The following is a 13,131-nucleotide window of genomic DNA, read 5'->3' on the forward strand; positions in this document are numbered from 1 at the left end:
ATTTTTTTGGGCACCTACTTATACCTTTATTTCGTAAACTGTTCTTCTTCTGTGGATCCTTTTAGAGCAGTCGTTGATGAAGTACCGCCTGTAATCACTTGTGCTACTTCATCAAAGTATCCTGTTCCTACTTCGCGTTGATGGCGCGTTGCAGAGTAACCGTATTTCTCTGCTGCGAACTCTGCTTGTTGTAATTCAGAGTACGCTGCCATGCCGCGCTCTTTATAACCACGCGCTAATTCAAACATGCCGTAATTTAATGAATGGAATCCAGCAAGCGTTACGAACTGGAATTTATAACCGTACGATGCAATTTCTTTTTGGAAGCTTGCAATCGTTTTTTCATCTAATTTTTGTTTCCAGTTAAAAGAAGGGGAACAGTTGTAAGCAAGTAGCTTCCCTGGATATTTCTTATGAATTGCGTCCGCAAAGCGTTTTGCATCTTCTAAATTTGGCTCCGACGTTTCACACCAAACGAGATCTGCATACGGCGCATACGCTAAACCACGTGCAATTGCTTGATCAAGACCTGCTTTCGTATGATAAAACCCTTCTGGCGTTCTTTCACCTGTAATAAACTCTTGATCAACTGGATCGATATCGCTCGTAATTAAATCTGCCGCATCTGCATCTGTTCTTGCGACGATAATTGTTGGTACACCCATTACATCCGCAGCAAGACGTGCCGAAATTAAATTACGCACCGCTGTTTGCGTCGGTAATAATACTTTCCCGCCTAAATGCCCGCATTTTTTCTCTGAAGATAATTGGTCTTCAAAGTGCACGCCAGATGCACCCGCTTCAATCATCCCTTTCATTAATTCAAATACGTTTAACTGTCCACCAAACCCAGCTTCAGCATCCGCCACAATTGGGACGAAATAATCCGTATCACCCCTACCTTCCATATGCTGAATTTGATCAGCACGTTGAAGTGTTTGGTTAATTCGTTTTACAACAGCTGGCACACTGTTCGCCGGGTATAAGCTTTGGTCAGGATACATATGTCCAGAAAGGTTCGCATCTGCCGCTACTTGCCAACCGCTTAAATAAATTGCTTTTAATCCAGCCTTCACTTGTTGCATCGCTTGGTTTCCTGTTAATGCCCCAAGTGCATTAATATAATCTTCTGTATGAAGTGATTTCCAAAGCTTCTCTGCACCGCAGCGCGCTAACGTATGTTCAATATCAATCGATCCGCGCAGACGAATTACATCTTCAGCTGTATATGGACGTGTTACCCCTTTCCAGCGCGTATCTAGTTCCCAGCTTTCCTGCAATTTATCAATTCTTTCGTTTTTCATATGTTCCATCCCCTTTTCTTGTTTCTTATAAAATTTCATAACCCGGTAATGTTAAAAACGGCATGAACTCGTTATTACGAACAAGGTTTGTAAACAGTTTTGTAGCTTCTTCAAATCTCCCCTTATTAAATGCTTCCTGACCAATCTCTCTTTCTATTTTTGCTAGTTCTTCTTCTTTCAATTCTTCCATCAATTTAAAAGTGATATTACGGCCATCACTTAGCTTTCCACCCTCATGACGAATCCACTGCCATACTTGTGCTCTTGATATTTCCGCTGTTGCCGCATCTTCCATTAAGTTATAAATTGGAGCTGCTCCTCTCCCGCTTAACCAAGATGCAATATATTGAATACCGACGTTAATATTCGTGCGAAGACCACCTTCTGTAATCGTTCCCATCGGTACTTCTAATAAATCATTTTCTGTTACACGTATTTCTTCACGCTTTCTAAAAATTTGATTTGGCGTTTTCATTATGTGATTAAATACTTCCATTGCAACCGGTACAAGTCCCGGGTGGGCAACCCAAGTCCCATCATGACCGTCTAAAGCTTCGCGCTCCTTATCAGCACGCACTTTCTCGAAAGCAGCCTCATTTGCTTCTGGATCATTTTTAATTGGGATTTGCGCCGCCATCCCTCCGATTGCTGGCGCGTTACGACGATGACACGTTTGAATAACTTTCAAAGAATACGCGCGCATAAACGGCGCTGTCATCGTGACTTGCGCTCTATCCGGAAGTAAAAATTCATTATGATTACGGAAGCTCTTTAAGAAACTAAATATATAATCCCATCGTCCGCAGTTTAAACCAGCAGAATGATCTCTTAGTTCATACAAAATTTCATCCATTTCAAATGAAGCGTGAATCGTTTCTATTAACACAGTCGCTTTAATCGTTCCGTTCGGAATGCCGATATACTTTTGAGCGAATATGAAAACGTCATTCCATAATCTTGCCTCTAAGTAACTTTCCATTTTCGGTAAGTAAAAGTACGGGCCACTTCCTTTTGCTAAAAGCACCTTTGCATTATGGAAAAAGTACAAGCCAAAATCTACTAAACTGCCAGACATGTTCTTGCCGTCAACTTGCATATGTTTTTCTTCTAAATGCCACCCTCTCGGACGCACAATTAATACAGCTGTTTTACTATTTAAACGATATTCTTTTCCGTTTTCATTTTTATGTGAGATCGTTCCCTTACTCGCATCTCGTAAGTTAATTTGACCTTCGACAGCATTTCTCCAAGTTGGTGCATTCGAATCTTCAAAGTCTGCCATAAAAAGATGTGCTCCTGAATTTAAAGCGTTAATGACCATCTTTCTATCCACCGGCCCAGTAATCTCCACGCGGCGATCCTCTAAATCTTTCGGAAGCTGGGCGATTGTCCAATCCCCTTCACGTATATGCTTTGTTTCTTCTAAAAACTTAGGAAACTCCCCTGCATCAATTCTTTTTTGTTTCTCCACACGCTTTTTTAAAAGTTCCGTGCGGCGTTCATTGAAATTTTCATGCAGTTCCTTTAAAAAACTAAGCGCCTCAGGTGTCAATATTTCGTTGTACGCTGGTAACATTTCTCCGGCCAGTGTAACCCGTGAAGTTTGCGTCGACATATTAGCATCCCCTTCTTAAACTGTCTTATAACAGATTTGATTTTATGTTTTATATTATATAACAAATCTTCAGAAAAGGAAGTTTTTTTTGAAAATTTAATGTTTTTTTTACAAAACTGTGTTTATCCATTATGATTTCAAGCAAAAAAAGAGCCAGTGTTATATAACACTGGCTCTTTTTTATAAAGTGAAACTATAATCAGTGGGGGTTTTGTTCATCCCTCACTGATTATTAGCCTTCACCAATCGGGCTTTTACGGACAGTTGATCTCCCACCTAACTTCTTTGCTCCAGCCGAATTTTGAGGTGGGAGTTTTACTGCCCTCAAATAGCGGGATAAATTATTGTTGCTGATCATTTAAAATTGCTTTGTATAGGAACTGTGCATATTGTTCACGTGTTACTTTCATACCTGGTGCAAAGTTACCTGAACCATCACCTGCTGAAATGCCATTTGAACCTACTGCATTAATTGCTTTAGCGGCCCAATGTCCTGCTGGTACATCTTTAAATCCTGGTGTACTTTTTACTTGTAACTCAAATGTTTCCGTTAAAATTTGTGCCATTTCTGCACGTGTTAACGTATCTTTTGGTCTGAAGTTTCCACTACCATCACCTTTAAAGATTTCTAATTCTGTTAATGCTAAAATTTCAATTGGGAACATTGTTGAGTTATCATCAACGATATCTTTATATGTACTTACAAACTCATGATCTTCATCAAAGTATTGGTCCCCATCAATTGTACGGTAAATTAACGCCGCTACTTGCTCACGTGTTACATTATCACCAAAACCGAATCTTCCATCTCCGTAACCAGCAATAATTCCCCAATCTGCTAGATTTTGGATCGCTCCATAAGACCAATGCCCTTTCGGTACATCTTTAAATGTAACAGGAGCAGCTTGTTGTTGTTTCACAGCTACTTCAGCATTTGCTGTAGTACCTTGTCCGCTTAACCCAATTCCACCCATAATTGTTAAAGCTGTTGCTACTTTTAAAATCTTTTTCTTCACTGTATTCTCTCCCTAAAAAAACATATTTTTTTCTAATATAAAGAATTTATGGAAAAGTAACAATACACTTATCCATATAATGTTTGTCTAGTTTGTGAACTGTATTTCATATACTTATCTTTATACTTAATTAACAATAAAGTTACTAAATCATACTTTTTCCCCATAAAAAGTAACTATAATTAACCTTTTTTTTCCATAAATACTAACCGCCGAACTATGAACAGCAGAATAAATATACAGATAAACAATTTAAAATAAGAAAAAAGCGCGTAATTTCCGCGCTTTTTTTTAAAGAAATATGATATATTAATATAATTTTATTTTTCTTGTACTATATTTTTAAAAACTTCCGTTTCATGTTATTCATCTTTCAAATGAAAATTAATAATAGCTTTATATAAAAATGTTGCATATTGCTCACGTGTTACAATTTTATGCGGTTCAAACTTTCCATTTCCTGTTCCTACTATGACATTATTAGATTGCAAGGCACTAATTGCATTTTTCGCCCAGTAATTATTTGGTACATCTTTAAATGTATGCTGTTGCTTCACTTCAAAGGAATATGTCTGTGTAAGAACTTGCGCTACTTCTGCACGTGTTATTGTTTCTCTAGGTCTAAAGTTCCCCTTCTCATCACCTTTAAAAATACCGCGTTCTGTTAATGCTAAAATTTCATTTGGAAACATTGTTGATCTTTCAGAAATATCATTATACGGATTTTTTAACGGTCCTTCATGTTTTATATTAAGTGCGCGATACAGTATTGCCGCCACTTGTTCACGTGTTACGTTATCACCTACACCAAACTTTCCATTTCCATAACCTAGCATAATTTTATTATATGCCGCATCTAGAATATAATCATATGCCCAATGGTTTACTGGGACATCGTCAAATACAATCATTTCAGGATATTCTTCTGCTTTTATGTTAGGAACATTTGCACTTACCAATAATCCACCCATAATAGTCGCTGCCGCCATTATACGGAACATTTTTTTCTTCATAGTCCTCGCTCCTTCATTTCCACTTTATTAAAAGTGGAACATAATAGACTAAATTCTTTCCCCATATTACATATGCTGTATTTGCAAGCCCTATGTAATATATTGCATTTTTAACATCTATTATTTTGAAGATTACTAGGAGAGCCAATTCGCTCTCAATTCCAATTGGTATTCTGAATTGCATGCAAATCATTTGAAGATATATTCTCATCTTTGCGCTCTAGTTTCTCTGTTTGATTTTCAAAAAGGATAAACAAAAGCTTTTGCAAAGATGTTATATATACAATATTCTACTATCTACTAATCAAGTCCTTCACTTATAAAAATTTCACTTTATAGACAAAAAAAGCGCAAATATCATATTTGCGCTTTTTTCGAGCTTCATAGATTAATCGTTTGCGTAGAATCTATGAAGTGCATTATTTAAGAACTTCGCATACTGTTCACGGGTTACAAGTTTTTCTGGTTCAAATAAACCATTACCCGTTCCAACTATAGCTTTATTAGACTGTAAGGCGCTAATCAAATCTTTAGCCCAATGATTTTCTGATATGTCATTTCACTTTTCATACAAAAGGTACAAATATGATCTATTTGCACTTTTACTACATAATAATGTAGCTCTTATTTATTCCATTTTCCCTGGCGAATTATCGATTGCCTTTTTTAAGAATTTCGCAAATTGCCCGCGTGTTACAAGCATTTCAGGTTCAAATTTCCCAGCGCCTGTTCCTGCTACAACGTTATTAGATTGCAGCGCACTAATCGCATCTCTTGCCCAATAATCCTCTGATACGTCTGTAAATGTATGATGTCGTTTTGCTTTCAGATTATATGCTTTTACCAAAATTTGCGCTAGTTCCGCACGAGTTAACGTATCTTTTGGACGGAAGTTCTGATTTTCGTCTCCTTTAAAAATACCGATCTTTGTTAAGTGTAAAATTTCATAAGGAAACATTGTTGATTTCCCGTCAATATCTCCATATGGATTTTCAATATGTACATTTCGTTTCAAATCTAGTGCGCGATACAGTACTGCTGCTGCTTGTTCACGGGTTACATTATCTTCTACACCAAATTTCCCATTTCCGTAGCCATACATAATCCGGTGATACACTAAATTCATAATTTCATTATAAGCCCAATGATCATTTGCTAAATCATCAAATTCTAGCATAATATCAGGTGGAGGTGGAGATTGTTGAATTCCATCTGTATTTGCTGAAACAATATTACCGCTAACAAATATCCCCCCTATTAAAGTTAATGATGTCGCTATCTTTAATAACTTTTTCATCTCTCTCATCCGCCTCTTCCTTTATTTTCCTACTTTTATATTGTACAAAAAATAAGAAAATTCTCAATACGATAGGAGGTAATTTTTCACACTTCATAATACGTATTTTCTTTTACCACTACTTTTTCATCCCTCGTTTTTCGAAAAGTAAACGCCATTCCTACAAATATAAGAATAATCCCTACAATTTGCATACTAGTCGGTCTAAAACCGGTAAAGATCGTATCTAACAAAATTGCAACAGCAGGATCTAAAAACACTAATACAGAAATAAGTCTCGTCGGTAAATCTCTTAAACTGTCAAAAAATAAGTAATATACAAACCCAGTATGTATAAGTCCTGTCGCAGTAATCATCATCCAGTTCATCTCTGTTAATCCTTGAAAATGTCCGAAATCTACGAATGGTAGCAATAAAAATATGCCTAAAAACGTTTGTAAAAAGGTCATCGCATATGCACTCGTATGCTGAATCCCCTTTCCTAGTAACGTGGTAAAAGCATAAAATAAAGCCGCAAGAAGTGCCCATACCATTCCAGATGACATTAATTTCTCAAGCGACATACTACCGTCCACTCCAGCTACTAACACTGTGCCGATAAAACAAATAACAATGGACATAACAGCAAATACTGTAAGTCTCTCTTTAAATACGATACTACCGATCATTAATACGATAATTGGAGCGAGATGATACACTGAAATCGCAATTGTAATCGACATGAGTTCAAACGCTTTAAATAAAAACACCCAGTTAAAAACGAGAAATACGCCACACGCTAATATTTGCACAATTTCTTTTTTATTCCATTTCTCATTTTTATATTGTCCTGTTGCAAACCAACATAGCGTTAAAAATAAAGTCGCACAAATACAACGAATAAATACTAATTCAAAAGATGGTAAACCCGTTTGGACAGAAAAAAATCCAATCGATCCGAAAATAGACATCGAAAGAATCATTTTTATAGCCGGCATTGATTTTGAATGAAACAAAATATTAACCTCCTAAATATTTAACTGAATATTCTACGTATTATACACTATAATTTTCCAAAACTCGAATCATCCACAATAAAAAGAAGCAGTACACTACTGCTTCTTCTCTTTTTCATATTGTTCAAACGTATGAATTCTTTCGAAAATTGGTGGATGTGTATATAAGAAAAACTTTACTAACGCAGGTGGATTTACTTGGCTTAAACTTGTTTTTGATAAGTATTGAAAAGTTTTCACACCTGAATTTCCATCTTTCGTCATATCTAAAGCGTATTGATCTGCCGCTCGTTCTTCTATACGAGAAACGTAGTTTGTTGCTGGTTGTGCTGCAAAAGATAATAAAGAGGAAATTAAGAAAAATAAAGGTAAAATTGAGAAACATGCTAATTTTGGAATTTGCAGCGTATCTCCCCATTTTCGAATACACATATTTAAAATACGACTAATTAAATACATACCTATAAACGATATGAAAATATAACTCGCAACGCCCCAATATATATGTTTCATTACGTAATGTCCCATTTCATGGGCCATAATAAATAAAATCTCTTTATCTTTTAATTGCTGAAGTGTTGTATCCCACATTACAATACGAAGGTTTTTTCCAATTCCTGTTACATATGCATTTAACGCATTCGTTTTTTCCGACATATTTACTTCATATACATGTTCAGATGGAATATCAGCTTTATCTGCGATCGCTAAAATTTTCGTTTCTAATTCCTTATTTTTCAGCGTTGAAAAATCATTATAAAGTGGATCAATTACAACAGGTTGCACAAACGTTAAGAAAAGCGTAAACGGAACAGAGAGCGCCCATCCTGCTAGCCACCATCTCTTCGGGAATTTACGGATGAGCCATAACAAAACCGTAACAATGAGTAACATAGTCGCATAATTCACCCAAAAATCGATAACATGATCTTTTATCCAGCTTTGTGTACTTTGCGTGGAAATGCCGTAATCAACGGACACTTTACGCCCGATCCATTGCATCGGTAATGCAAGAACTGTTGTTAGTAGTGATAAATAAAAGAAATAAATCGCAACTTGTAAGACATTTATTTTGGTCGTTTCCTTCGACCATTTCTCAAACTTTTTTGAAATACCGAGCACGAGTACAAATAATAAAATAATCCATTCAAGAGGCGTCGCTAAAAAGAACAGTAAATTTTTCACACGCGAATAATCTTGACTTAGCGTAAGCTCCCTCGCATTCATAAAGGTTTCTGGATCTGCACTCGTTCCTTTATACATGTCCGGAATGAGTTCATGATTCCATCCAAATAAATACCAATATATAAGTAACGCAAACCCAACGTACAAAAAAAGCGACCACCCAATAACTTTCCTCACGCTATTCCCTCCTCTATGCTGCCTGTCTATTATTATTGTAAGTTCGTACTTTCAAAATTAGAACAAGCTAATCGTGAGAATTGTTCTAGCCCGTTCAATTTACATAAAAAAACTCTTCTATTACAAGAAGAGTTTCACCTATTTTCAAATATTTTCTTCGGCTCATAATCTGGTATAAGAAATGTACTTACAAACAAGCTCCTTTTACATATCCTATATATTCATAACCCTTAAAATCCTTCTTAAGGCAGTACATCTATTAACAAACTGAAATCTTGTACAGAAAAAGAACTATATTTCATAATACCTTGTACAGCTAAAAGTAAAACAAGACCGATCACACACATATAGTTAACACTTTCGTCACTCTTTTTTTCAGTAACCATGCCACCACTTATACATAAAACCCCTAATAAATGGAGCGCTAAATACATGAAAAAGTAGGCTTCCTCCCAGCGGAGAATAACATTTACTGTCGTTATTAGCACTATGCTAAGTAAAATCAAATAAAAAAACTTATTTGATGATATTGTTTCATTCATATAATTTTATACATTCCTTTCAAATTTAGAATTAATGATGTTTCAAAGCTATAAAGTAAATGATTGTTTTCATACCATAAAACAAAAGGAAAGCCCCCATTACTTTCGCGAATACTTTATGAACCCACACATACTTCTCTTCATTTTTTCTGAAGATGCGCTTCATCATTGCTTCTAAAATTAGACCGAATATTATTAAAATCCCTAACACAATAAGAAGAGAAATAATATTTTCTTTTAAATGAGTACTAGAAAACAAGTAATACTCTGGAAACACAATTGTATCTACTACAGGTTGAATCCAATTACAAAAGCTTTTATCACACATATCAGTAATAGACGTAGCATCTATAATATCTTTCAATATTTTCTCAAACGTCTTCTTCATCTCATTTATCTCCCACTACATCTGCAAAACTCTTTACCTGCTCTGCATATATAACTGGCACTTCTTTACTCCAGTATTTGCGGTTAACAAATAAAAAAATGAGTACTAAATTTAATCCTGTTATAAAAATAATAAGTCCTGGAAAGAACGTCGTATAGTTTGAGAAATCTGCAAAACTCATGATCTTTCCTCTACTTACTAGGAAAGATGCACAGAGTACAAATGTATTGTTTAACATATGTATCACAATTGGCATGAGTAAGCTTTTCGTACGAATATATACGATTGATAATACGATACTAAATACGGCGGCACCGAGAAAATCGACATGTAATATCGCAAATAAAAGTGCCACTGCAATCATCGCTATACTCGTTCCCCATTTTGCTGCAAAACGCTGAAGTAAAAATCCTCGAAAAACAAATTCTCCGACAATAGGCGCGATAAATACAACCATGATAAATTGATATACATATCCTCCGGTACTATCTATAATCGGTTCATGCAAGGCATTCATAATAAAATCTGGTGTAATCCATGCAAAGCTGTACATATACAAAATAAGATAGCCGTAACTAAAAATACATAGCATAATCGCGATGTACAAAACTTGCACTAGGTTAAATGTTTCGTTTCTATTAATAAATAATGAAAATGAAACACGATGCTTTCTATATCCGTAAAACAGCCATATTATTGGAAGAATATAAAATATAAAAATATTTATAAAAGAATAATTTTGTATATGAAATGTATTTTCTAGCAATTCATTACTATTTCGTGCTACTAAAATTAATAATGCAAATACAATTAAAAAATATCTAGCTCGCATCGTTTGAAACGGATTCACACTCATCTCCTCCCCTATGTTACTTTTATCATATCATTTGAATCTTAATTTTTTGTGAAAGAAAACCTTAAATTTTCCTTAAAAATTCCATATGTTACAAAAAGATGATATGATATTCGAGAAAATTAAGGGGGATTCTTATGTATCAAGCAAATATATTACTCGTCGATGATGAAACAGCAATTTTACAACTACTAACTACCATTCTTGAAAAAGAAGGTTTTTCTCATATTACAACTGCAACATCAGCTGAATTAGCTTTATCTCTCACCAAGCAAAACAATTACGATTTAATTATTTTAGATGTCATGCTTCCTGGACAATCTGGTTTTGATATTTGTCCGATTATTCGCCAACAAACAGATTGTCCGATTTTCTTCCTATCAGCGAAGGCATCTGATTTAGATAAAATATCTGGATTTTCATACGGTGCAGATGATTATATTACGAAGCCATTTAATCCATTAGAAGTCGTAGCTCGTATGAAAGCACAACTTCGAAGACATATGAAACAAACAGTACCACACGAACAAAACGCACACTCCATTTCATTTGGGAGATTTGAAATTGATCAACATTCCGCAGAACTTACAGTAAATGGACACGTTGTCGAATGTTCCGCCCAACTGTTTCAACTACTACTCTTCTTTTGCGAGAATCCGAACTACGTATTTTCGAAAGAAGAAATATACGAAAAAGTTTGGGGAGCACCTGCCTATAATGGAGATGATAATACTGTTATGGTTCACATTCGAAAACTACGTGAAAAAATTGAACAAGATCCAAGTAAACCAGAATACATAAAAACAGTTCGTGGACTTGGCTATAAGTTCATTACAAAGTAGGTTAAAGATATGAATTTTAATAAGAGACTTATAATCCAGTTTATCTTACAACACGTTTTTGTCTTAGTTACGTTACTTATCGCAGTAGTTGCTTCTTTTTCTTATTTAATTTTTCTTCTTAATAGTACTTTATATGAACCTAATATTTCTGATTATGATACCTTTACAATCTCCGAATATATTTCTTCTGAAGACAATAACATTACTTTAAAATCTGAGGTAAAAGATTTAATAACAGAAAAGAGTGATTGGCTTCAAATTGTAGATGAAGATGGAAAGGTCCTTTACAACTTTAATACGCCTAACGATGTTCCTACCTCTTACACAAAGACATCCTTACTTACGTATTTACAGAATAGCAGCAATAATATTTATAAATTTAACTATTGGGAAATTAAATTAGAAAAGAAACCAGTGATCGTTATTTACGGTGCCAAACTAAAAAGTAATGCATTACTAAAAACGATACAACAAGGACATCCTTCTTTATCATTAAATGAATTTGCATTAACTGAACAAGAAAAGCAATTAATGTCTAAAGAAAAAGCAACACTGCAAATATTTAATAACAATGGCGAAGAAGTTTTTTCCTATCCGACTGGGAAGAAAAAAACATTTTCGGCTATAAAAACGGCTCTTAATGAAAAAGAACCGTGGAATTATAAAGAAAATACATCTAGTTTTTACGATTCAAATAGCGGTCATCTCGTCGTTGTATCCGCCCCAAATGCTCATTATTATCCAGATGATGTATTAGATGATGTATTTACCAAGAAACTTCTAATCGGATGCAGCTTAATCCTCCTTATTGTGTTTGTTTATTTAGTCATTCTTTCAATTTGGTATGGAAATAAGTTTGGAAAGCCTTTATTACACACGATGCGCTGGCTTAAAAACATAGCCGGAGGAAAATATGAAGAACCTGTTAGTAAAAAAGGCAAACCTGTTCGGTTCCGGCGCTCCGGTAAAGAAAAATGGTCGTTCCGCATATTTAAAGATGTTACAAACTCACTAGAGCACCTTTCTATTACTTTGAAAAAGAACGATGCAATGAGAAAAGTTTTGCAACAAACACGTGAAGAGTGGATTACCGGCCTGACGCATGATCTAAAAACACCGCTTAGCTCTATATACGGCTATGCATTATTACTAGAATCGAAGCAATATAATTGGACTGATCAAGACATTCAACAATTCGGCCATGTAATGAAAGAAAAATCTCAATATATGACTACATTAATTGACGACTTAAGCTTAACATATCAATTAAAAAATGATACTCTTCCTGCGCAACACGTAAATGTTGAAATTAATCAGTTCGTCCGAAAAGTACTGTTACAATTTATTAATAACCCGACACTACAAAATCAAAACATTGAATTCGTGCCAAGTTCAAGCAAAATCCAATATTTTATTGAAGAAAAATGGTTCCAGCGTATTATCGAAAACTTATTAGCAAACGCTGTAAAACATAATAATGAAACGACAAACGTAATCGTAAAACTTTCGCAAAATGCTAACTTCTTTACACTATCTATTTCAGATAACGGAAAAGGTATGGATGATAAAACGAAAGAACTTCTATTCGAGCGATATTACAGAGGAACGAATACAGAAGAAAGCAACATCGGAACTGGACTTGGTCTCGCCATTACAAAACAGCTCGTTCATGCCCATAACGGAACGATTTCCATTGATAGTGAGCTTGGACAAGGAACGACGATTATACTTGTATTTCCATTGTAAACGCCAAATAACTCCAAAATGTACAATTAATTTTGGAGTTATTTTTTATTAAGCAAGAACGTAACAGTACATGAAATTATATCGACTTAACTACAAACAATATTAGCAATTTATTAATAAAAGAGACCGTCCCAAAATATTTTTAGGACGGTCTCTTT

Annotated in this window: 13 protein-coding genes; 2 read left to right on the forward strand and 11 right to left on the reverse strand. The window is 34.9% G+C overall.

Annotation, left to right across the window (positions count from 1 at the left end; genetic code table 11):
- Positions 1 to 26 precede the first annotated feature (26 nt).
- The 11 genes from aceA to B5P40_RS07630 all read right to left on the reverse strand — a co-directional run bounded on the left by aceA (position 27) and on the right by B5P40_RS07630 (position 10,382).
- Positions 27 to 1,304: an isocitrate lyase gene (gene aceA / locus B5P40_RS07575; protein ID WP_002134911.1), complete on the reverse strand. Its 1,278-nt coding sequence runs from the start codon at positions 1,302 to 1,304 to the stop codon at positions 27 to 29.
- A gap of 25 nt (positions 1,305 to 1,329) precedes the next feature.
- Positions 1,330 to 2,919 (reverse strand): malate synthase A, encoded by a 1,590-nt coding sequence (aceB, locus tag B5P40_RS07580; protein ID WP_002166160.1) that lies wholly within the window; start codon positions 2,917 to 2,919, stop codon positions 1,330 to 1,332.
- Between the two features lie 341 nt (positions 2,920 to 3,260).
- Complete coding sequence (locus tag B5P40_RS07585) at positions 3,261 to 3,935, reverse strand: S-layer homology domain-containing protein (RefSeq protein ID WP_002064191.1); 675 nt, start codon at positions 3,933 to 3,935, stop codon at positions 3,261 to 3,263.
- Positions 3,936 to 4,297: 362 nt separating this feature from the next.
- Positions 4,298 to 4,948, reverse strand: a complete 651-nt coding sequence (locus tag B5P40_RS07590; protein ID WP_002011291.1) for an S-layer homology domain-containing protein — start codon at positions 4,946 to 4,948, stop codon at positions 4,298 to 4,300.
- Between the two features lie 388 nt (positions 4,949 to 5,336).
- Positions 5,337 to 5,501 carry an S-layer homology domain-containing protein gene (locus tag B5P40_RS07600; protein WP_080784638.1) on the reverse strand — a complete coding sequence of 55 codons (165 nt, stop codon included), beginning with the start codon at positions 5,499 to 5,501 and terminating at the stop codon, positions 5,337 to 5,339.
- A 75-nt stretch (positions 5,502 to 5,576) separates the two neighbouring features.
- A complete protein-coding gene (locus B5P40_RS07605; protein WP_113709041.1) occupies positions 5,577 to 6,254 on the reverse strand; it encodes an S-layer homology domain-containing protein in 678 nt (225 codons plus the stop codon).
- 77 nt (positions 6,255 to 6,331) lie between these two features.
- Positions 6,332 to 7,240, reverse strand: a complete 909-nt coding sequence (locus B5P40_RS07610) for a DMT family transporter (RefSeq protein ID WP_002140789.1) — start codon at positions 7,238 to 7,240, stop codon at positions 6,332 to 6,334.
- A 96-nt stretch (positions 7,241 to 7,336) separates the two neighbouring features.
- Positions 7,337 to 8,602 (reverse strand): M48 family metallopeptidase, encoded by a 1,266-nt coding sequence (locus B5P40_RS07615; RefSeq protein ID WP_113709042.1) that lies wholly within the window; start codon positions 8,600 to 8,602, stop codon positions 7,337 to 7,339.
- A gap of 242 nt (positions 8,603 to 8,844) precedes the next feature.
- The gene (locus B5P40_RS07620) at positions 8,845 to 9,144 is read right to left on the reverse strand and encodes a DUF2101 family protein (protein ID WP_002201425.1); all 300 of its coding nucleotides are present in this window, start codon (positions 9,142 to 9,144) and stop codon (positions 8,845 to 8,847) included.
- Between the two features lie 31 nt (positions 9,145 to 9,175).
- A complete protein-coding gene (locus B5P40_RS07625) occupies positions 9,176 to 9,532 on the reverse strand; it encodes a hypothetical protein (RefSeq protein WP_113709043.1) in 357 nt (118 codons plus the stop codon).
- Between the two features lies 1 nt (position 9,533).
- Positions 9,534 to 10,382 carry a CPBP family intramembrane glutamic endopeptidase gene (locus B5P40_RS07630; protein WP_113709044.1) on the reverse strand — a complete coding sequence of 283 codons (849 nt, stop codon included), beginning with the start codon at positions 10,380 to 10,382 and terminating at the stop codon, positions 9,534 to 9,536.
- Positions 10,383 to 10,522: 140 nt separating this feature from the next.
- On the opposite strand from B5P40_RS07630, the gene B5P40_RS07635 reads away from it, so the two are divergent.
- Together B5P40_RS07635 and B5P40_RS07640 are read left to right on the forward strand one after the other, a co-directional pair.
- Positions 10,523 to 11,227, forward strand: coding sequence for a response regulator transcription factor (locus B5P40_RS07635; protein ID WP_113709045.1), 705 nt, complete (start codon positions 10,523 to 10,525; stop codon positions 11,225 to 11,227).
- 9 nt (positions 11,228 to 11,236) lie between these two features.
- Entirely contained in the window at positions 11,237 to 12,973 is a 1,737-nt protein-coding gene (locus B5P40_RS07640; protein ID WP_113709046.1) for an ATP-binding response regulator, read from the forward strand.
- Positions 12,974 to 13,131 lie beyond the last annotated feature (158 nt).

The sequence above is a fragment of the Bacillus sp. SRB_8 genome, assembly GCF_003264205.1.
GTDB lineage: Bacteria > Bacillota > Bacilli > Bacillales > Bacillaceae_G > Bacillus_A > Bacillus_A mycoides.